18 protein-coding genes are annotated in these 21,965 nt (G+C 61.5%); 8 read left to right on the forward strand and 10 right to left on the reverse strand.

All coding sequences use genetic code 11. The features are described 5' to 3' along the window. From P7C00_RS19635 to P7C00_RS19665, 7 genes are all read left to right on the forward strand, one after another. A complete protein-coding gene (locus P7C00_RS19635; protein ID WP_346636238.1) occupies positions 1-1,575 on the forward strand; it encodes an ABC transporter ATP-binding protein in 1,575 nt (524 codons plus the stop codon). A gap of 184 nt (positions 1,576-1,759) precedes the next feature. Next, on the forward strand, positions 1,760-3,178 hold the full coding sequence (locus P7C00_RS19640; protein WP_404937158.1) for a sigma-54 interaction domain-containing protein: 1,419 nt from the start codon (positions 1,760-1,762) through the stop codon (positions 3,176-3,178). A gap of 286 nt (positions 3,179-3,464) precedes the next feature. Then, the gene (locus P7C00_RS19645; RefSeq protein ID WP_346636236.1) at positions 3,465-4,856 is read left to right on the forward strand and encodes a GntP family permease; all 1,392 of its coding nucleotides are present in this window, start codon (positions 3,465-3,467) and stop codon (positions 4,854-4,856) included. 7 nt (positions 4,857-4,863) lie between these two features. Beyond that, positions 4,864-5,637, forward strand: coding sequence for a 3-hydroxybutyrate dehydrogenase (hbdH, locus tag P7C00_RS19650; RefSeq protein WP_404937159.1), 774 nt, complete (start codon positions 4,864-4,866; stop codon positions 5,635-5,637). 124 nt (positions 5,638-5,761) lie between these two features. Next, entirely contained in the window at positions 5,762-7,717 is a 1,956-nt protein-coding gene (locus P7C00_RS19655; RefSeq protein WP_404937160.1) for an acetoacetate--CoA ligase, read from the forward strand. Positions 7,718-8,015: 298 nt separating this feature from the next. Then, positions 8,016-10,556: a PAS domain-containing protein gene (locus tag P7C00_RS19660; RefSeq protein WP_346636233.1), complete on the forward strand. Its 2,541-nt coding sequence runs from the start codon at positions 8,016-8,018 to the stop codon at positions 10,554-10,556. 51 nt (positions 10,557-10,607) lie between these two features. Further along, positions 10,608-10,883, forward strand: a complete 276-nt coding sequence (locus P7C00_RS19665; RefSeq protein ID WP_011061856.1) for a peptidylprolyl isomerase — start codon at positions 10,608-10,610, stop codon at positions 10,881-10,883. A gap of 91 nt (positions 10,884-10,974) precedes the next feature. Here the strand turns inward: P7C00_RS19665 and P7C00_RS19670 are convergent, their stop codons facing one another. The 10 genes from P7C00_RS19670 to P7C00_RS19715 form a co-directional block, all read right to left on the reverse strand. Next, the gene (locus P7C00_RS19670; RefSeq protein ID WP_346636232.1) at positions 10,975-11,892 is read right to left on the reverse strand and encodes a sugar kinase; all 918 of its coding nucleotides are present in this window, start codon (positions 11,890-11,892) and stop codon (positions 10,975-10,977) included. 120 nt (positions 11,893-12,012) lie between these two features. Further along, positions 12,013-13,230, reverse strand: coding sequence for an amino acid deaminase (locus tag P7C00_RS19675; protein WP_346636231.1), 1,218 nt, complete (start codon positions 13,228-13,230; stop codon positions 12,013-12,015). 47 nt (positions 13,231-13,277) lie between these two features. Further along, on the reverse strand, positions 13,278-14,042 hold the full coding sequence (locus P7C00_RS19680; RefSeq protein WP_404937161.1) for an IclR family transcriptional regulator: 765 nt from the start codon (positions 14,040-14,042) through the stop codon (positions 13,278-13,280). 169 nt (positions 14,043-14,211) lie between these two features. Next, positions 14,212-14,601, reverse strand: coding sequence for a RidA family protein (locus P7C00_RS19685; RefSeq protein WP_102881511.1), 390 nt, complete (start codon positions 14,599-14,601; stop codon positions 14,212-14,214). Between the two features lie 1,123 nt (positions 14,602-15,724). Beyond that, a complete protein-coding gene (locus P7C00_RS19690) occupies positions 15,725-16,270 on the reverse strand; it encodes a hypothetical protein (protein WP_404937162.1) in 546 nt (181 codons plus the stop codon). A gap of 46 nt (positions 16,271-16,316) precedes the next feature. Continuing rightward, the gene (locus P7C00_RS19695; protein ID WP_346636227.1) at positions 16,317-16,496 is read right to left on the reverse strand and encodes a hypothetical protein; all 180 of its coding nucleotides are present in this window, start codon (positions 16,494-16,496) and stop codon (positions 16,317-16,319) included. A gap of 135 nt (positions 16,497-16,631) precedes the next feature. Then, complete coding sequence (locus P7C00_RS19700) at positions 16,632-18,065, reverse strand: RtcB family protein (RefSeq protein ID WP_404937163.1); 1,434 nt, start codon at positions 18,063-18,065, stop codon at positions 16,632-16,634. Between the two features lie 224 nt (positions 18,066-18,289). Next, positions 18,290-19,258: a hypothetical protein gene (locus P7C00_RS19705; protein ID WP_404937164.1), complete on the reverse strand. Its 969-nt coding sequence runs from the start codon at positions 19,256-19,258 to the stop codon at positions 18,290-18,292. 417 nt (positions 19,259-19,675) lie between these two features. Continuing rightward, positions 19,676-20,077 carry a hypothetical protein gene (locus tag P7C00_RS19710; protein ID WP_404937165.1) on the reverse strand — a complete coding sequence of 134 codons (402 nt, stop codon included), beginning with the start codon at positions 20,075-20,077 and terminating at the stop codon, positions 19,676-19,678. A 178-nt stretch (positions 20,078-20,255) separates the two neighbouring features. Beyond that, complete coding sequence (locus P7C00_RS19715; protein ID WP_346636223.1) at positions 20,256-21,080, reverse strand: hypothetical protein; 825 nt, start codon at positions 21,078-21,080, stop codon at positions 20,256-20,258. 239 nt (positions 21,081-21,319) lie between these two features. On the opposite strand from P7C00_RS19715, the gene P7C00_RS19720 reads away from it, so the two are divergent. Next, the gene (locus P7C00_RS19720) at positions 21,320-21,892 is read left to right on the forward strand and encodes a type 1 glutamine amidotransferase family protein (protein ID WP_404937166.1); all 573 of its coding nucleotides are present in this window, start codon (positions 21,320-21,322) and stop codon (positions 21,890-21,892) included. Positions 21,893-21,965 lie beyond the last annotated feature (73 nt).

A 21,965-nucleotide genomic window follows, 5' to 3' on the forward strand; every position in this document is an offset into this window, starting at 1 on the left:
ATGACTGAAAACCTGATCGAAATCCGCCAGCTCAACGTCGCCTTCGGCGAGCAGACTGTGGTTCGCGACCTGAGCCTGGACATCCGCCCCGGCGAATGCCTGGCCCTGGTGGGCGAGTCCGGTTCGGGCAAGTCGGTGACCGCCCACTCGATCCTGCAACTGCTGCCGCAGACCGGCTGCAGCAGCTCCGGCAGCGTGCGCTACCGCGGCCAGGAGCTGAACGGCGCCACGGCTGCGACCCTGCAAAAACTGCGGGGCAACCGCATCGCCATGATCTTCCAGGAGCCCATGACCTCCCTCAATCCGCTGCACAGCATCGAGAAGCAGATCGGCGAAACCCTGCTGCTGCATCGCGGCCTGGGGGGCAAGGAGGCCCAGGCGCGAATTCTCGAACTGCTGGAACTGGTGGGCATCCAGAAACCCAAGGAGCGACTCAAGGCCTACCCCCACCAGCTTTCCGGCGGCCAGCGCCAGCGGGTGATGATCGCCATGGCCCTGGCCTGCGAACCGGAGCTGCTGATTGCCGACGAACCCACCACCGCCCTCGATGTCACCGTGCAGCGCAAGATCCTGCTGCTGCTCAAATCCCTGCAACAGCGCCTGGGCATGTCCCTGCTGCTGATCAGCCACGACCTCAACCTGGTACGGCGCATCGCCCAGCGGGTGTGTGTGATGAAGGCTGGAGAAGTCGTCGAACAGGCCGACTGCGAAACCCTGTTCAACGCCCCGCAACATCCCTACAGCTGTGAGCTGCTGCATGCCGAGCCCGAGGGCGAACCGCTGTGTCGCGACACCCGGGAAACCGTGCTGGAGGTGAATAATCTCAGCGTCGAATTCCAGATAGGCGGCGGCCTGTTCCGGCGCAAGGAATACCTGCGGGCGGTGGATGGCATCAGCCTCAGCGTGCAGCAAGGCAAGACCCTGGGGATTGTCGGCGAGTCCGGCTCGGGCAAATCCACCCTCGGCCAGGCGATCCTGCGGCTGCTGGATTCCCAGGGCGGCATCCGCTTCCAGGGCCAGGCCCTGGATGGCCTCAACCAGAAGCAACTGCGCCCCTGGCGCAAGCAGATGCAGGTGGTATTCCAGGACCCTTTCGGCAGCCTCAGCCCGCGCATGTCGGTGGCGCAGATCATCAGCGAAGGCCTGGAAGTCCACAGCCAGTACGACGCCCGTCAGTGCGACGAACAAGTGATCCGCGCCCTGGAGGAAGTGGGCCTCGACCCCGACAGCCGCCACCGTTACCCCCACGAGTTTTCCGGTGGCCAGCGCCAGCGTATCGCCATCGCCCGAGCCCTGGTCCTGAAACCGGCGCTGATCCTGCTGGACGAACCGACCTCGGCCCTGGACCGCACCGTACAGAAACAAGTGGTGGCCCTGCTGCGCCAACTGCAGGAAAAGTACGGCCTGACCTACCTGTTCATCAGCCATGACCTGGCGGTGGTGCGAGCCCTGGCCCACGACATGATCGTGATCAAGGACGGCAAGGTGGTTGAGCGCGGCGCCAGCCACGACGTATTCGAAACCCCACAGCATCCCTACACCCAGGAACTGCTTGCCGCCGCCCATCCCGGCTGACCCAAGGGCCCCTTCGCCGGCAAGCCGGCTCCTACACGGGCGAACACATTCACCGCCACCGTAGGAGCTGGCTTGCCAGCGAAGACGCCCGCAAGATCACCACTCCGCCCAAGGCCCCATTCGCCGGCAAGCCGGCTCCTACAAATCGGGCATAATCCCTGGCGCCCATTTTCAGGATGCCGCCATGAACGACAGCGAAAGCCTCAAGGATTACCAGCGTGTACGCCAACTGGCGATCCGTTCGCTGTTCGAGATCATCGAGCAGTCCAGTGAAGGCACGGTGATCGTCGATCGCGACGCTAATATCGTCTGGATGAACGAGCGCTACGCAAGGCGCTTCGGCCTGGAATCCGCTGCCTTCGCCATCGGCAAGCCCTGCGAAAGCGTGATCCCCGGCAGCCTGTTGCGAGAAGTGGTACGCACCGGTCGCCCGATCCTGCTGGACATGCAGGACACCCCCAAGGAGCCCCTGGTGGTGATGCGCCTGCCAATTCACGACGCCGCCGGCACAGTGATCGGCGCCATCGGCTTCGCCCTGTTCGACGAACTGCGCAGCCTATCCCCCATGCTCAAGCGCTACCTGAGCATGCAGGAAGAGCTGGCCTCCACCCGTTCCTTGTTGCGGGCCCGGCAGACCAAATACAACTTCGCCCATTTCATTGGCACCAGCGCCGCCAGCCTGGAAGTCAAACGCCGGGCTCGGCGCAGCGCCAGCGCCGAATCCCCGGTGCTGCTGCAAGGCGAGACCGGCACCGGCAAGGAGCTGCTGGCCCAGGCCATCCACGCCGCCTCGCCCCGGGCCCACAAGCCCTTTGTCAGCATCAACAGCGCCGCGATTCCCGAGGCCCTGCTGGAAGCCGAGTTCTTCGGCACCGCCCCCGGCGCCTTCACCGGTGCCGACCGCAAAGGCCGCGCCGGCAAGTTGCAGATCGCCCAGGGCGGCACCCTGTTCCTCGATGAAATCGGCGACATGCCCCTGCCTCTGCAAAGCAAGTTGCTGCGAGTGCTGCAGGAAAAAGAGTTCGAACCGGTGGGCTCCAACGAAGTGATCCACAGCGACGTGCGGGTGATCGCCGCCACCTCCACCGACCTTGAAGCCGCGATCAAGCGCGGCGAGTTTCGTGCAGACCTGTATTACCGGCTGAACGTGCTGCCGATTCAGGTGCCGGCTTTGCGCGAGCGCCTTGACGACCTGCCGGCCCTGAGCGAGGGGATACTCGAAGAACTGCGCAGCCAGCATGAGCTGGATCGAGAAGCCCTGGACCTGCTGGCGCAACATGCCTGGCCGGGGAATATCCGCGAACTGCGCAACGTACTGGAGCGCGCGGCACTGCTCAGCGATGACCTGATGCTCAATGCCGCGGACATTCGTGCGGCCATCGGCAGTTTCAGCCCGGTGCAGCGCAATGCAGCGGCGATGCCGGCCGAGTCGGCGGACCAGGAAACCTTCGCCGCGGCCCGGGAGCGATTCGATCGGCAATTGATCAGCACCACCCTGGCCCAATGTGCCGGCAAGGTGGATGAAGCGGCCCGACGCCTGGGGCTGGGGCGCTCCACGCTGTACAAGAAGATGGCGGCCTTGGGGATTGCCGAGTCTCCATAGCGAGACATCAATCTCCATTTGGAGAATTGGCCGGGCACGCTGCGCGCTTTTCGCTGGCAAGCCAGCTCCTACGGCGGGCTGAACGATCTTTGTAGGAGCTGGCTTGCCAGCGAAGAGGCCGGCCAATCCAAAAAAGTCTCAAAACAGAGACAATCAACTCCAGCCCGCCCCCAGAAAAATAAAAATAATCATATATTTCAACAGCTTACGCATCTGGCACAGTTCTCGCTATAAGCCTCTCCACACGCAACACCCGACAACAATAACAATCCTGGAGAGACACACCATGAGTGTGATCATTGCCTTGGCAGCCCTGGCGCTGCTGATGCTGGCTGCCTACCGTGGCTACAGCGTTATCCTCTTTGCCCCCATCGCCGCCCTCGGCGCGGTCCTGCTCACCGATCCCTCCGCCGTTGCGCCCGCCTTTACCGGGGTGTTCATGGAGAAGATGGTCGGCTTCATCAAACTGTATTTCCCGGTATTCCTGCTGGGCGCGGTGTTCGGCAAGCTGATCGAGCTGTCGGGCTTTTCCCGCTCCATCGTCGCCGCGGCCATCCGCCTGCTGGGCACCCGCCAGGCGATGCTGGTGATCGTTTTGGTCTGCGCCCTGCTGACCTACGGCGGGGTTTCGCTGTTCGTGGTGGTGTTCGCGGTCTACCCGTTCGCTGCCGAGATGTTCCGCCAGAGCAATATCCCCAAGCGCCTGATCCCGGCCACCATCGCCCTGGGTGCATTCTCCTTCACCATGGATGCACTACCCGGCACCCCACAGATCCAGAACATCATCCCCAGCACCTTCTTCAATACCACCGCCTGGGCAGCGCCCTGGCTGGGCGTGATCGGCACCATTTTCGTGTTCTGCGCCGGCATGCTGTTCCTCCAGCGTCAGCGCAACAAGGCGCAAAAGGCCGGTGAAGGCTATGGCACCGAGCTGCGCAATGAGCCAGAAACCGCCGAAGACCTGAAGCTGCCCAACCCCTGGCTGGCACTGTCGCCGCTGCTGCTGGTGGGCATCATGAACCTGCTGTTCACCCATTGGATTCCCCAGTGGTACGGCAAGACCCACAGCCTCAGCCTGCCCGGCATGGCAACACCGGTCACCAGTGAAATCGCCAAGCTCACCGCCATCTGGGCAGTGCAGGCCGCCTTGCTGGTGGGCATCCTGATGGTGCTGGTATTCGGCTTCTCGGCCATTCGCAGCAAGCTCGCCGAAGGCAGCAAAAGCGCGGTCAGCGGCGCCTTGCTGGCCGCCATGAACACCGCCTCGGAATACGGTTTCGGTGCGGTGATCGCCTCCCTGCCAGGTTTTCTGGTGCTGGCGGACTGGCTGAAAAGCATCCCCAACCCGCTGGTCAACGAAGCCATTACCGTGACCCTGCTGGCGGGCATCACCGGCTCGGCCTCGGGGGGCATGAGCATCGCCCTGGCGGCCATGTCCGAGAGCTTCATCAGCGCCGCCCACGCCGCCAACATTCCCCTGGAAGTGCTGCACCGGGTGGCCGCCATGGCCAGCGGCGGCATGGACACCCTGCCCCACAACGGCGCAGTGATCACCCTGCTGGCAGTCACCGGGCTGACCCACCGCGAAGCCTACAAGGACATTTTCTGCATTACCCTGATCAAGACCCTGGCGGTCTTCGTCGTCATCGCCACTTTCTACGCCACCGGCATTGTGTGAGGTATTCATGAGCACTCTTTCTGGCAAGACCGCCCTGGTCACCGGGTCCACCAGCGGCATCGGCCTGGGGATCGCCCTGGTCCTGGCCAAGGCCGGGGCCAAGCTGATTCTCAACGGTTTTGGCGACGCCTCGAAGGCAATCGCCGAGGTCGGGCAATTCGGCGGCCAGGTCGGCCATCACCCGGCGGACGTCAGCGACCCGGCGCAGATCGCCGAGCTGTTCGCCTACGCCGAACGGGAGTTCGGCGGCGTCGACATCCTGGTGAACAACGCCGGCATCCAGCACGTGGCGGCGGTGGAGGAATTCCCCGTGGAGCGCTGGGATTCGATCATCGCCATCAACCTGTCCTCGGTGTTCCACAGCACCCGCCTGGGGCTGCCGGGAATGCGTGCCAAGGGCTGGGGACGCATCGTCAACATCGCCTCGGTGCACGGCCAGGTGGGTTCGGTGGGCAAGGCCGCCTATGTCGCGGCCAAACACGGGGTGATCGGTTTGACCAAGGTGGTGGGTCTGGAAACCGCTACCAGCAATGTCACCTGTAATGCTATCTGCCCGGGCTGGGTACTGACCCCGCTGGTACAGAAGCAGATCGACGACCGGGTCGCAGCGGGCACTGATCCGCAACAGGCCCAGCATGACCTGCTGGCGGAAAAGCAACCGTCCCTGGCGTTCGTCACCCCGGCGCAACTGGGGGAACTGGTGCTATTTTTGTGCAGCGAAGCCGGCTCCCAGGTGCGTGGTGCGGCGTGGAATATCGATGGCGGGTGGTTGGCGCAATAAGGCGACACGCTGGCTGAGATCTTCGCCGGCAAGCCGGCTCCTACACGGATGTGGCGGTCCCTGTAGAGCTGGCTTGCCAGCCAACAGCCCCCCCCAAAAAAACAATAAGAACACGAGGCCTTGCATGTCCGAAATACTCTGGCAACCCAGCGCCGAGCGCATCGGCAAGACGCGGATGGATGCCTTTCGCCGCTTCGTCAATCAGCGCCACGGGCTGAATCTTCACGACTACCCCGCCCTGCACCAGTGGAGCATCGAGCAGCGAGAAAGCTTCTGGCAGGCCATCGTCGACTTCTTCGACGTCAGCTTTCGGCAACCGGCTGAAGCGGTGCTCCGCGAAGGCCCGCAGATGCCCAGTGCCCAATGGTTTCCAGGAGCCACGCTGAACTTCGCCGAGCACCTGCTCAAGCGCCGGGACGACGCTGTGGCGGTGGTGGCCATCAACGAGAACGGCCAGCGTGAACAATTGACCTACGCCGAACTGGCCGCTCAGGTGGCCGGCCTGCAACGCAGCCTGCGGGACGCCGGAGTCGGCCTCGGCGACCGGGTTGCCGCCTGCATGCCCAACACCTGGCAGACCCTGGTAGGCATGCTGGCCAGCACCAGCCTCGGTGCGGTGTGGTCCAGCTCCTCGCCGGACTTCGGCACCCAGGGAGTGATCGATCGCTTCGGCCAGATCGAACCCAAGGTGCTGATCACCTGCGCCGGTTATCGCTACGCCGGCAAGGACATCGACCAGACCGCCAAGATCAACGAGATTCTTGAGCGCCTGCCGTCCCTGGAACAGTTGCTCATCGTGCCTTATGCCCGCCCGCAAGCCCGGGTCGACGACTACCGTACCCCGGCCCGGGTCAGCCTCTGGGACGACTTCTATCAGCTCGGCGGCGAACCCGAATTCGTTCCGGTGCCCTTCGCCCATCCGCTGTACATCCTCTACTCCAGCGGTACCACCGGGGTGCCCAAATGCATCGTCCACGGCACCGGCGGGGTGCTGGTGCAGCACCTCAAGGAACACGGCCTGCACGCCGATCTGGGGCCTGGCGAGCGACTGTTCTACTACACCACCTGCGGCTGGATGATGTGGAACTGGCTGGTCTCGGCCCTGGCCACCGGTGCCAGCCTGGTGCTCTACGACGGATCGCCCTTCCATCCCTCCAACGAACACCTGATCGACCTGATCGATAGCGAAGGCATCAGCGTCTTCGGCACCAGCCCCAAATACCTGGCGGCCCTGGAAAAGGCCGGCAGCCGGCCGCGCCAGAGCCACTCGCTGGACCGCCTCAAGACCCTGCTCTGCACGGGCTCGCCGCTGTCGCCACAGAGCTACGACTACGTGTACCGCGAGATCAAAGGCGACCTGTGCCTGGCCTCCATGTCCGGCGGCACCGACATCGTCGCCTGCTTTGTCGCCGGCAACCCGGTGCAAGCGGTGCGCCGCGGCGAGATGCAGGGCAAGAGCCTGGGCATGGCCATCGAAGTGTGGAACGACCAGGGCCAGCCGGTGACCGGCGAGAAAGGCGAACTGGTGTGCACCCGGCACTTTCCAAGTATTCCCGTCGGCCTGTGGCACGACCCGGACCAGAGCAGACTGCGGGCTTCGTACTTCAGCCTGTTTCCCGGGGTCTGGGCCCAGGGCGACTACGCCGAACAACTGCCCCATGGCGGCTGGCTGATTCACGGACGCTCGGATGCGGTGCTCAACCCGGGTGGAGTGCGGATCGGCACCGCGGAAATCTACCGCCAGGTGGAGAAGCTGGAGCAGGTGCTGGAAAGCCTGGCCATCGGCCAGAGCTGGGAACATGACGTGCGCGTGGTGCTGTTCGTGCGCCTGCAAGATGGCGTGGTGCTGGATGACGGGCTGCAGGAGCGGATTCGTCAGGTGATCCGCAGCAACACCACGCCGCGCCATGTACCGGCGAAAATCCTCGCAGTGACCGACATTCCCCGGACCATCAGCGGCAAGATCGTTGAGCTGGCGGTGCGCAATGTGGTGCACGGCCTGCCGGTGAAGAATACCGACGCCCTGGCCAACCCCGAGGCCCTGGAGCAGTTTCGCGACCGCGAGGAACTGCGCAGCTGACCCCGCCCCCTTGTAGAAGCCGGCTTGCCGGCGAAGACGTCGTCCAGGTCGGTGCACCAGGCAAGGGCCTCTTCGCTGGCCAGCCAGCTCCTACGGGCAAAGCCTCAGCAGACGCCACGGTGATAACCGTTCAGCCTCTCTAGACTGGTCATCTGCCGCAAAAGCAGGTGAAAATAACCCCGCCCGAAACACCTACAATCCATCCGTTTGAATATGCACCGCATGTCCATGCGACTTTTCGAGTGAACGAGCCTGACGCCTCGCCGCGCACGACTGCTCCACCCAGGACACCTTCGACATGAATGGCACCCACTCCGGCAGCGAAGCCGCCCACCTGATTGCCCGTCTGGACTGGTCCGCCACAACCCTCGGTGAATCCGACCACTGGCCGCAAAGCCTGCGCACCGCCGTGGACATCGTGATCCATTCGCCGATGCCAATGCTGCTGCTCTGGGGCGCCGAGCTGACCCAGATCTACAACGACGGCTTCGCCCTGCTGGCGGGCAACAAGCACCCCAACGCCTTCGGCCAGCCCGCACACCTGACCTGGCCGGAGCTGATGGACTTCACCGACCCCATCTATCGCGCGGTGCTCAAGGGTCAGGTCCGCAGCTTCAGTGAGCAGCGCTTCAGCCTGCAACGCAGCAACGGCACAGAATACGACCTGTGGCTGGACCTGACCTACAGCCCGATCCGCGATGAGCGCGGCGACGTCGCCGGGATCCTGGTAACCGCCATCGAGACCAACGAGCGCCGGCGCATTGCCCTCGAACTGCAGCAACGCTCCGACGACAGCCTGCGGGCCCAGCACGAGACCGAAGAACGCCTGCAGCTGGCGCTGGCAGCAACCGACGCGGTGGGCACCTGGGACTGGGACATTGGCGAAGACCGCTTTATCGCCGACACCCATTTTGCCCAGCTGCACAGCGTCGACCCCCAGCAGTCCCGGCAACTGCCTATCAGCGAGTACCTCAAAGGCGTGCACCCGGAAGACCGCGGCATGGTGGCCCGGGGCATCAAGCACTGCATCACCCATGGCACCGAGTACGCCGAGGAATACCGCCTGCAATTGGCCGATGGCCAGGTACGCTGGGTGTTCGCCCGGGGCCGCTGCTACAAGGACCACCACGGCCGGCCGACGCGCTTTCTCGGCGCCGCCCTGGACCTGACCGAGCGCAAGCAGATGGAGCAGGCGCTGCGCCAGAGCCAGACCGAACTGCAACTGATCATCAACGCGATGCCGGTGCTGATCGGGTATGTCGACCGCGAGGAGCGTTTTCGCCTGAACAACAGCGCCTACCTGGACTGGTACGGCCTGACCCCGCAGGAGCTGTACGGCAAGACCATCCGCGAAGTGCTGGGCGACGAGATCTACGCCACCCGCGCCGAGAACATTGCCGCCGCACTGGCGGGCAAGCCCTGCAGCTTCGAAGCCAACTCGCCCCACCGCGACGGCCGCCCGCGCCATGCCCTGATGAAGTACCTGCCGCGCTACGGTGCCGACGGTGCCATCAACGGTTTCTACATTTTCGTCATTGATGAAACCGAGCGTAAACAGACCGAAGAGGCCCTGCGCAACCTCAACGAAACCCTGGAAGAGCGGGTCACCCGTCGTACCGAGGCCCTGGCCACCGCCAACCAGCGCCTGCAGAACGAAATGTTCGAGCGCGAGCGCGCCGAGGACGCCCTGCGCCATGCGCAGAAGATGGAGGCTGTGGGCCAACTCACCGGCGGCATCGCCCACGACTTCAACAACATGCTCACCGGCATCATCGGCAGCCTGGACCTGATGCAGCGCTACATCGACAACGGCCGCGGCGATGAGATCGGTCGTTTCACCGAAGCCGCCATGTCCTCGGCCAAGCGCGCCGCGTCCCTGACCCACCGCTTGCTGGCCTTCTCCCGGCGTCAGTCCCTGGACCGCCAGCCCCTGGACCCGAACCAGCTGGTGCGCTCACTGCAGGAGCTGTTCAACCACACCAAGGGCGAACACATCCAATTGCAGATGCAACTGGCGGACGATGTGTGGCCGGTAAACACCGATGCCAGCCAACTGGAAAACGCCCTGCTCAATCTGGTGATCAACGCCCGCGACGCCATGCCCCACGGCGGCCGGCTGCTGATCGAAACCGCCAACAGTTACCTCGACGGCAGCGACATCAGCACCCTGGAGCCGGTCAAGGCCGGCGACTACGTGATGCTCGGGGTCAGCGACAACGGCGCGGGCATGAGCCCGCGGATTCTGGCCAAGGCCTTCGACCCCTTCTTCACCACCAAGCCCATCGGCCAGGGCACGGGCCTCGGGCTGTCGATGATCTACGGCTTTGCCCAGCAGTCCGGCGGCCACGTGACCATCAGCAGCGAACCGGACCAGGGCACCTGTGTGCGCCTGTACCTGCCTCGCCTGCACAGCGCGCCCCTGGAAAAGCCGGAAGCCACAGGCAGCAGCGAGGCGCCCCAGGCCATGGCCGGGGAAAGCGTGGTGGTGGTGGAGGACGACCCGGCAGTGCGCATGCTGGTGCTCAACGTCCTCAGCGAACTGGGCTACCGCGCTTTCGAGGCCGAGGACGCCCGCAGCGCCCTGCCCCTGTTGGAGTCGCCGATGCGCGTCGACCTGCTGGTGACCGACGTCGGCCTGCCGGGCATGAACGGCCGGCAACTGGCGGAGATCGCCCGCCAACAACGGCCCGCGTTGAAAGTGCTGTTCATGACCGGCTACGCTGAAAAGGCCGCGGAGCGCCAAGGCTTTCTGGAACCGGGCATGGACCTGATGGCCAAGCCGTTTTCCATCGAAGAACTGGCGCAGAAGATTCGCCAGATGATCGGCCGCGAGTCCTGAATTCAGGCATAATCCGCGGCCGCCGATTTCCCGCTACAAGGTCACGCCATCATGAAAGCCCAAGCCCGCCACATCCTGGTGAAAACCGCCGAAGAAGCCGAGCAGCTCAAGCAGCGCATCGCCAAGGGCGAAGCCTTCGATGTCCTGGCCAAGAAATACTCCACCTGCCCGTCGGGCAAGCGCGGCGGCGACCTGGGAGAAGTGCGTCCGGGACAGATGGTCGGTGCCATTGATCAGGTGATATTCAAAAAGCCCCTGCGCACCGTACACGGCCCGATCAAGAGTAAATTCGGCTATCACCTGGTGCAGGTGTTCTTCCGCGACTGACCCACCACCCCCCGTAGGAGCTGGCTTGCCAGCTAAGGCGTCCGCAAGAACACCGCCCCATCCACAGGCCTCTTCGCCGGCAAGCCGGCTCCTACAAAGCGGCCTCTCGGGGAATCAACGCCCCCGGATGCTGAATCACCCGGCTCGCCAAGCGATGCCCGGCCTGCGCCGCGTCCACCGGACTGCCACCCAGCAAACGACAGGCCAGATAAGCCGCACTGAAGGAATCCCCCGCCGCCGTGGTGTCCACCACCTGTTCCACCTGCTGCGCCGGTATTTCGTAGCTCTCACCGCCACAGCGCACCAGGCACGACTCGGCCCCGCGCTTGAGCACCACCTCGACAATATTCGGATACGCCGCGAACACCCCATGGGCGTAGTCATGGCCAAACAACGCCTGCTCGTCATCCAGCGTCAGCAACGCCAGATCCACATGCTCCAGCACCTGCAAATAGGCCGCCCGAGCCTGCTCCACCGAGGCCCAGAGCCGGGGACGATAGTTATTGTCAAACACGATCTGCGCCTGGCGGCGACGTGCCTCCACCAACAGGTCAATCAGCTTCTTGCGCCCCGACTCCCCCAGCACCGCCAGGGTAATGCCGCTGAAGTACAGCACATCGTAATCCTGCAGATCCTCGAGGATCGGCCCCGCGGCCGCCGTATTGAAACAATCGCGCACCGCCGCTTCATTGCGCCAATACAGAAAACGCCGCTCCCCCCGAGCATCGGTCTGAATGCAATACAACCCCGGCAAACGCCCGGGCAGGCGCTGAACCTTTCCCAGGCCGATACCTTCCTCGGCCCAGCTCTGGCACATGGCATCGCTGAAACTGTCGTAGCCCAGGGCCGTGACGTAATCCACCTGTGCCTGCTGCCCGAGCTCCCGGCACAGATACACCGCAGTGTTCAAGGTATCGCCACCAAAGCTCTGTTGCAGACTGCCGTCGTGACGCTGTTGCAGCTCGATCATGCATTCGCCGATGGCGGCGATGCGCTTCTTGCTGTTCATGTTCCTGACCTCTCCTTCAAAGCACACACCACCGGGTAGGAGCTGGCTGGCCAGCGAAGGTGCCCTCAAGACCTGCGCCCTAGCCAAGGGCCTCTTCGTCGGCAAGCCGGTTCCTACGTGTCAGAAGCAGGTTTCCAGGCTTTCGATCACCTGCAGGTGCTCATCCACCAGCAAACCGGTGCGCCACTTGTCGAAGGTCAGGCACGGGTGCGATGTGCCGAAGGAAATGATGTCGCCAATACGCAGCTCCACTCCCGGCGCCACGGTGAGAAACGCGTGCTGATCCATCACCGCCGTCACCTTGCACGCCGCCACATCATCGCCGGCACCGGCCTCGGTTCCCGCGCGGTAACGCCGCAGCGGCACCGGCAACCCGGCGTCATAGGCCACATCGCGCTTGCCCAGGGCCACTACCGCAAACCCCGGCTCCGGCAGCGACTGCACATGGGCCCAGACCTCCATCGCCGGACGCAGGCCTTCGTGCAAATCACTGCGTCGATCCAGCACACAGCACTGGGCCTCTTTGTAGATGCCATGGTCATGGGCGACGTAACTGCCCGGACGCAGCACGCTGAGGAAACGCCCCTTGGCGTTGTGGGCCTCGAAGGACTCGGCAATCAGGTCGTACCAGGCCGAACCCGAGGCGGTGATGATCGGCCGCTCGATGGCAAACAGTCCGTCGTTGTGCAGATCCACCGCCAGACGCACCAGGGAATCGGCAAACTGGCGAATGCCGCTGATGGCCTGGTCGCCATGGATCACCCCTTCGTAACCTTCGATACCGCACAACGCCAAAGCCGGCTGCGCCTGGATCGCCTTGGCCAGGGCCAGTACTTCCTGCTCGCTGCGGCAGCCGCAACGACCGCCCACCACGCCGTACTCGATCATCACCTTGAGGGTGACCCCACGCTCAGCGAAAAACGCCCCCAGATCGGCCACGTTGTCCGGGTGATCGACCATGCAATAGAAATCGAAATGGGCATCCGCCAGCAGCTCGGCGATCAGCGCCATGTTCGGCGCACCCACCAGCTGGTTGGCCATCAACACCCGACGCGCGCCATGGGCGTAGGCAGCGCGAGTCTGTACCGCCGTGGCCAAGGTGATACCCCAGGCACCGGCCTCCAACTGCCGCTGAAACAACCCCGGCATCATGCTGGTCTTGCCATGGGGCGCCAGCTCGGCGCCGCTGTCGCTGACAAACTTCTGCATCCAGCGAATGTTGTGCTCCAGCGCCTCGCGGTGCAGCACCAGGGCCGGCAGGCTGACGTCGCTCAGCAGACTCGCGCCGTTAGCAGCGGCGCCCTTTTCCACCAGGGGCAGATTCAAAGCAGAAGACATGTTGGCACTCCTTATCAAGGCGGCTGCGCACAGCCGCGACACAGGCATCAATCGTTGATACGCCGGGCCAGACGATTGGCGCTGTCGATCAGCACCCGGCGATATTCCTGGTAATTGCGCTGGGCATCGGCCCTGGGCGCGACAATGCACAAGGTACAAATGCACACCCCGTGCGCATCGCGCACCGGCGCGGCAAAACAATGGGTAAAGGTGTCGGCGACACTGTCGAAGGAAAAGAAACCGTCGTCGGTGGCCTGACGAATTTCCTGGAGGAAGGTCTCCAGCGGCAGACGTTCACCATTGGGCAGCATGAAGTCCTGATCATCGATCATCTCGACGATCTGTTCATCGCTCATATGCCCCAGCAGCAAGCGCCCGGACGCGGTCCAGGGGATCGGCGCGTTCTCGCCAATGTCCGAGGAAATACGAAAATGCCGCTCGCCTTCCTTCATCAGCGCGACGGTGTATTTGCGCCCGTTGAGCAGGCACATCTGCGCCGTTTCCCGGGTCTGACTGACAATTTCCTGCAACGCCTGATCGGCCTCGCGGCTCAGATCGAAATGGCGCAAATGGGCCTGCCCGAGAAAATACAGCTGACGCCCCAAGTACACATGACCGTCCTTGCCCACCGGCTCCAGAACCCGCCGTTCCAGCAAGGACGCCACCAACTCATAGACCGTGGACTTGGGACTGCCAATGCCCTTGGCGATATCGTTGGGCCGCAGCGGCTGACCGATCTCCTTGAGGAAATCGAGAATATCGAACGCCCGATCCAGACCCTTGGCCCGGCGCTTGATGCTGTCTTCACTCATCTATCTGGCCTTCACAAAAAAACATGGCGCCCCTATCGACCCGTAGGAGCCGGCTTGCCGGCGAAGAGGCACTCAAACCTTGTGTCGCCCTCACGGCCGTCTTCGCTGGCAAGCCAGCTCCTACACAAGCCAGCTCCTGCACAAAACAGCCGAGACAAGTTCGCCCCCATCAAGGCTTCTTCTTGTAGGCCACACAATCGATCTCGACCTTACAGTCCACCATCATGCTGGCCTGCACACAGGCCCGGGCCGGCGCGTGTTCGGGCTTGAAGTACTCGCCGAACACCTTGTTGAAACTCCAGAAATCCCGCGGGTCTTCCAGCCACACGCCAACCCGCACCACATCCTCCAGGCCGTACCCGGCCTCTTCGAGAATGGCCAGCAGATTGCGCATCGTCTGATGCGTCTGCTCAACGATTCCACCGTGAATGATCTCGCCATCCAAAGCCGGTACCTGACCGGACACATGCAGCCAGCCATCGGCTTCGACGGCGCGAGCGAAAGGACGCGGCTGGCCGCCGCCTGCGGTGCTGCCGGTGCCGTAACGGGTGATGCTCATGAGAGGTTCTCCTGGTTGAAGGTTGGCCATCTTGCTGGCCACGCCCAAGAATGCTGTCCAACTCGCCGCGTGTTTCTGTGCAGTCAATACCGCAGAAAACAACGATGACCTGGAAAACGCCAAGGCTCTAAACAAAGACACTCCGCCTCAAAGTATTCCGCTACAACGGAATAAAATATGAAACAACGGAATAGGCGCCAGAGTGTGCCATGGAGAACAAAGGAGATGACAGGGGGATGGCAAAACTTTCCAGGAATGGGTCATCCCGTCGCCTTGATCAACCCTCAAGCTCCTTTGCTTGACCTGCTGACCTGCGCCATGACCACCCGCAATGCCGATCACCTCGACCTGAAGCGCTTCTCGAGCGTGACGACCTAGTTGTTACACAATGGCTGCGATGTGTTGCGCGTCACGGAACAACAAGCATTGCAATTGCCGACGCCGACTTGCCGGAGATGAGGCCCGCAAGACATGCAGCGTCTGGACCGACGTCTTCGCTGGCAAGCCAGCTCCTACACGAGGGGCGCGACACGCCGCTCCAGCTCCAGCTTCAGGCCGGCCGGCAGGCCGCCGTCGCGCTCTTGATTTTGATCTGAACGCCCCGTTAACCACGATGGCCGAACGCAGGCATTGAGCCGTGGGTAACCCGGCAGGACGCCGGGTTAGCCGCCATCAGGCCATGGATGGCCTGTGGCGGCGGCCCACGGATCAATGCCGGAGTGAGGGAATGCCGAGCCTAGGCGAGGCACCGAGTGGAGGGGCAAGACTTTTTGGTTCCTTTTGTGTCGTTTGACAAAAGGGACTCGCCGTAAGGGCGAAACCGCCAGTGGCCACACCCAAAGCAACGGATATGTACACCTGCCAAATCGGGGACTCCGGTTTACGCGCGCCGAAACGCCAACCGATCGACCGAGAGCAAGCTCCCTCGCCACAGAGCTTGTGTGGCCATGGCAGACAACTGGGTGACAGCGCAGCAACCGCTACCTACAACACCCAATCCACCGGTGTCCTCGATGCCGCCTTCGCTGGCAAGCCAGCTCCTACCCAAGAAACCCCATCGTGCGTGTCACCCCCGTGCCTGACCCAAACTCTTCCCCATGGAAAGCCTGGCGCCCACAAGGCATCAATCAACATCAGCAACGCACAACACCCACCAAAGATTTCGCGCCCCCTGACAAACCACATAGGCAGAAGAAATAGTCGAATCCCTGGTCAACTCACACCAATCGGAACTATCGAACCGATACACCACCAGCTCGGAAAACGGCGCCGGAAACACAGCATCCAGCGCTTCGAACACCACCTCGCGGGCATTGGCCACGGAACATCCACGGGTGGACGAATGACACCCGCCCCGCAGCAGCGCCGCCAGCAACGAGCCCTCGAACTCGTATCGATTGAGCATGGAAAAGGCCCCGAACTCAGGCTCGACCTGCCCGATGGCCGTCGACCTGGCGAGGCCGCTGAAACGCTCGAGAAACTCGGCCAGTCGCTGCCTCTCACCCAACACCTTGATGGCGGGCTCAGGCTTGAAGAAGCAGGACACCACTTCGCCACACTGGGCAAGCACGGCAAGCAGTTCGACAAGGGGTCGCTTGTCGACGACGAACTCGCTGGCACCTGTCAATGGCGCTACAGCATCGTATTTCAGACTTTCATCTTGATTCATGATCGAGCCCCCCACCTTGGCCGCAAACAGGCAATCACCAGAGCAACTACCGTGCCCTGGGCTTTTGCGGCCGCAGATAGAAGCCAGAAATAAGCGCAATCAGCACCAGCATCAACGCCAGGCTGGGATCACCTTTAGGCAGCATGAACTGATAAAGGCCAGCGCCCATCGAGAGCATCGACCCCATGCACAACACAAACCAAACAGCTTTTTTAAGCAACTTCACGATCTGATGACATCCCTTGCACAGATAACTTCAACGACACCGCTCAGAACGACCAGGCCGGGGGGCGACAATGTATCGGCCGCACAGTTGCACGGCAAACCCGAAAACCATCCCCGCCCCACAGTCCCTGCAAGCTTAAGCCTTGAAGGTCAAGATCGGCGAAAACCGCGCCATCACCGACACCGTGCCCTCTTCCACCTGGGACTGGATCACCTGGCCAATTTCCTTGTAGGCCCCCGGTGCTTCTTCGATCATCCGTTCTTCCTTGGTGGTGATGCACTCCACCCCCTGCAAACCGAGGAAAGCCTTGTCCTTCTTGGCCTTGAACACGATCTCGCTGCGGGACATGGAACGCCCGGCACCATGACTGGCCGAGCGCAGCCAGCGTTCGTTGCCCAACCCGGTGAGCAGGTAGGAGTCATGCCCCATGCTCCCCGGAATCAGCAGCGGCTGCCCGGCATAAGCCGGTGTGGCGCCCTTGCGGTGCACATTACCGCCTTCTTCGCGCAGCACGATGTTGTGCGGCACATCGACAATCAACGGCGCCTCGATGCCCGCGCCAAACACTTGCCGGGTGCGCTGGCGCACCATTTCCGCGATCAGCGCGCGGTTGGCGTCGGCGTAATGGGCGGCGCTGTGCATGGCCAGCAGGTACTCGTCGGCCATCTCGCCAAACAGGGCGAAGATCTTCGAGTCGGGGTGCTTGATCCCCTCCGGCCACAGAGCCTTGGCCTTGTCCATCCAGCGCCGCCCGACATAGAAGCCTACGTCCCGGGAACCGGTGTGAATCATCATCACCACCTGCCCCACGGACAGGCCCTGAGCAAAGCAGGCCTGACGGTCCACCAGCTCGGTGACCACCTGGATCTCGACAAAGTGGTTGCCGCCGCCCAGGGAGCCAAGGCCCGGGTCGCGGAGGATTTTCCGCGACCGGTCCTGCAAGGCTTCAGGCGCGTAGTCGGCGCTGCCTCGGGCGAAGGACGACTCATGCAGGCCCGACAACTCACGCTGCAACTGGGCGAAATCCGCCCCGGCAAACAACCCGATGGGGTCCTGCTGCTGCACCTGGGCCCAGAAGTCCCCCAGCCCGGCTTGAAACAGCGCGGTCATGGCCGTTGGGCTGGTGGGGATATTGCGCGTGCCCTCCAGCAGATCGCCACGGACCAGGGCGGTCCACTTGGCTTTCTGCGCCATGAACTGCTCGTAGTTCAGCCCCAGCTTGTGCAGGCGCATCCCGCAATTGATGTCGGTGCCGATGGCTTGCGGCACCACCATGTCGTGGCTGGTGACGATCACACTGCCCACCGGGATCGGGCTGCCTGTGTGGAAGTCCGGCGTGGCGCAGGCGCACTTCACTTCACCGCCATGGGGGTGGGCGACCTTGGCGAAATCCATCAGTTGGAGGATGGCTTTCTCTTCGATGGCAAAGCTATCGGGCAGCAGCAAATCCACCTTGAGCCCGGCGTCATTGATCGAAGAAATAGAGAGAGAATTGGAATTCAGGCGTTCGATAGCCACCCCGGAACGGGCGAGCTTGTGCTGAATTCTTTTCAGAGGAGTCTTGGTCATTTTCAACTGCTTTTCTTGGACGCAACAAAACAACCACCCTTTTGGTGGCTGGAATTGTCTGGTCAGCAGCGAAACTTAGACGGCGCGGATGATGCTCAGCGCAAGGCTGAATGTAAATACCCTACTGCAAATTATTTTCTGGATTGACTGACCCGCCTACCCTCCAGACTGCCCGAAGAGGATCAGCCTGGCATGCCTCCCTCAGGCTCAATACCTAGTGCGCTTTACAAACGCTTGACCTGAAAGGCGTTCGGGCTCGATGCAGCAATGTCCTCGCCCGACTTGCTGCAGTCTTCAGTCACGTCTTTTTTCAATTCTGCATCTTCAAGTGCGCAGGCCTTGGCAATTTTTTCACTGGTGCTTTTCTTCCAGATCGAAAATCTAACGACACTATTTGAAGTCTCTTTTCGTATAGCATCATCCAGCTGCTGAAAAACAGCATCAGTGCAACTTGTATATATATTTTTCAAGGCCGTCGCATTATATAACTTCTTATGATACGGATATTGCATCAATGTATTATTCACTTTGCAGTCGCGTTCTCTTTTCAACTTATAAAGCGCAACATCAGGTGTTTTTCTTATGCGATCCGTCCATATACCCTGATCCCAATCATTTCTCACAGCATAGCCAGCTGTCAGCGCAAGATCATACACAGTAGTGACATTACGAAGTTTCTCGATCGTCAAGTCATATGTGTCCTTGCTATCCACGCCCGCAGGCACCACAACCCTGCCAAGATAGTCTCGCGCATCGGGGAAAATTTCATTTGTCTTTAAATACGCAAGATCATAGTTACGCTTTCTTTCACTCACAATCTCGGTTGTAAACCCCCATTTCAAAGAAGATACAAGCAATGAGCCTTGAAGCAAACGCGATCTATGAGCCTGTTTGTACTTGAGATAGACACCTATATTTTCCGCCCGCTGCAACTCTCTCCTCTGTTGATCTTCTTGTATTTTTGAAGCTGTGCAAGAGGTGAAAAAAGAAAAAGCGCCTACCAATGCCGCCCCGACAAAAACAGGGCCAAAAATGTACTTTACCAGTTGATCCCTGTAACGTTCCTTCCGAACAGGAAAAGCACGAATCGCAGCATCTTTAATAGCATCTACAGCAATCTGCTCAATGGCGTTTCTTATATAAGCCTCCATCTTAAGATCGCTTTCAGTCTTATCTGCATCATCCTTACCCATTTGCACTCTCCCTAACGAGCTTAAACAAGGTAAAACAACTGACCGATAACAAACGCAGACACCACAAACACACCCACAAGCCACCAACCCCAGCCTAATAACAAGCAGCTATTTCAAGTAGTCCAAACATTCAAAGCAACAGCTGCCTTACCATTGCAAATATTAGCCGAGCCATAAGAAGCCACAGTGAAACCGATCAGAGGCAGTCGCTGTGATCGCAACCAAGCCAGCTCAATGGGGAAAGAATGTGGACGTGGCAAATGAAGGTGGGAAACTACCAGCCCAAGACAGGACAGAAGGCCAAGTTACGCACGCCGCACGAGCTTATCGAGGAGGCCGATCCGGGATCTCCGGCAGCCAAGGGCAGGACTGCCACCGCCTTCGCCAGCAAGCTGGCTCCTACAGAGCTGCGTGGGGTTAAAAGTTGAAGCGCACGTCCTTGACCACTGGCACGCTGCCCCAGTGAAAGTTGCACAACCGCGCCACTTCCAGATTGCCCTCGCTCACCGGTACGCAGCCGCCCTTGAGGGTGACGCTGCTGGTGCCTTGGCGCGAGAGCGGGTATTCCACGGCAGGTCCCGCGGGGATGCGGTGAACCAGGGTGACGTCTTCAGCGAAGTCGTCAGTCAGACTGAAGATCAGACTGCCGTCCACGATCAGGCGGTAAGTGTCGTGCTGAAAAGCAGCACCTGGGAGCAGGCACATTTGCGCGCTGTGACCCTGCACCTTCTGCTCCTGGCAGTTGGCTCCCGGCTCGGCTTGTGCCCCTTGCGCCAGGAGCAGTGCTGCCAGCGACCCCAACCATTTTGACTTGAACATCGGCCCTGCCTCCTTGGGAAAAGGCCGCTGTTATACCCGTGGCCGCGGGGAATCGCCAGCTACCGTCTTCGCGAGCAAGCTCGCTCCTGCCACAGCAGGTGTAATCGCCGCTAGCGGGGCTGCGGGCCAATCGCAAAAGCTTTAGTGAAACCTGCTCACCGTTGAGCAACAACCAGGCTCAACGCTCCCCGCCGTTTGCCTGAGAAAGGCGCGCGGACTTGTTCGGCCCGCCTTTCCACGGTGTGTAAAACACGCTGGCGTGGATCGGCTGCACCTTGCCCTGCTCGACCGAAAAACCCGGCATCTGCCGCAAGTCCAACTGCTCACATAGCTCTGTGGCGCGATTGCGCAATTGATTGTCAGGCTTGAACGACTCGGGTCGGTAACGCACTTCCCGCAGGTTCACCCAGCATTCCTGCACACGCCCCTGAGGATCGGCCTTGACCTGGAAACTGGCCACCCCGACGCTGTCCACCGGCAAGCGGGCCAGCGTGTGTTCCCAGAAGAAATGACTTTGGGCGTATTGAACGGCCTTGAAATCAAATGCCTTCAGCTGCTCGGACTCCAGGGTCAACTGAGGGAACATCAAAGTCCCTTTGACCTCCAGCACGCCGTCAGGCTCAAAAGCCGTGGCAGGCGCTAGAGGAAACACCGTATTCCAGCAGATTGCCTTGACCATTTCCCCAAGCTTCGGGTTGTAGGGATAGGCTTGTGCGCTAGGTGCCGAGCTGTTCTGCGCCTCACAACTGATGACCTGATTCTGCCGATCGAACTTCATGACCAGCTCCACGCTGCCCATCAGTTTCTCGCGGTTGGCCCTGAGGCTTTCGCGGTGCAACACCTGCTGTACAGTGGCGGCATAGAGTTGCGTATCTGTCCGCTGTTGCTGCTCTTCCTGGGATAGCAAGGTGCTGGGCGAGCCGGATTGGCAACCGGACAGCACCAGAAGAATGCCGCCCCATAACCCGCACTGCGCCGGGGTCCCGTTCAGAAAGCTGTACATGTTCAGTTCCTTTGATGGGTTCACTCACGAACCGCCTTGCTCTGTATTCAGTGACGTCAAGGCGCGGGATCTTAAGCGAGCCCCATCCTTAAAAGCCAACGACAATTGCCGGCTGTCACTGTCGTCCCACAGACTTCTACATTTACGCCTGTGCAGTAAAAGCTTCTCCATCCGCCAGCCGAAAAACGGGTTACCCTGACACCCTGCCAATGCTCATTGCCCCAAGGAAGGACAACCACGTGACCCGCGCCATCACTATCATCTGCGACAATTTCGCCGACTGGGAAACTGCCCTGATCAACGCCACCGGCCGTGGCTACTATGGCTTCGACTGCCGTTATGCTTCCCCCAAGGGCGCCATCGTGACCTCCATGGGCGGCCTGCGGGTGACCCCGGACCTGGCGTTGGAAGACATTCGTCTGGATGAAGTGGATCTGCTGATGGTCTGCGGCGGGAGCGTCTGGCAAAGCGACCAGGCGCCGGACATCGGCAACCTGCTGCGCGCTGCCCAGGCACACAACATTGTGATCGCCGGTATCTGTGACGGCACCCGCGAGCTGGCTCGGGCCGGGGTGCTGGACGCGGTGAAGCACACCTCCAATTCGGCGGCCAACCTGCTGGCAGTGAACTATGGCGGGGCCGCGCACTATCAGGAGGTGCCCCATGCCGTCGCGGACCAGCGCGTGATCACCGCCCCAGGCAGCGCACCGGTGAGTTTCATGGCACAGATTCTCGGCACCCTGGGCATCAACGACGACAACCTGACCTACTACCTGGGCCTGCACGCCGCCGAACACCAACAGAAGATCTGACCTCTCCCCTTTAGGAGCCGGCTTGCCGGCGAAAGCGATCTCACGGCCGCCTTCGCTGGCAAGCCAGCTCCTA

Source organism: Pseudomonas sp. JDS08PS003, assembly GCF_045013505.1.
Taxonomy (GTDB): domain Bacteria; phylum Pseudomonadota; class Gammaproteobacteria; order Pseudomonadales; family Pseudomonadaceae; genus Aquipseudomonas; species Aquipseudomonas protegens_B.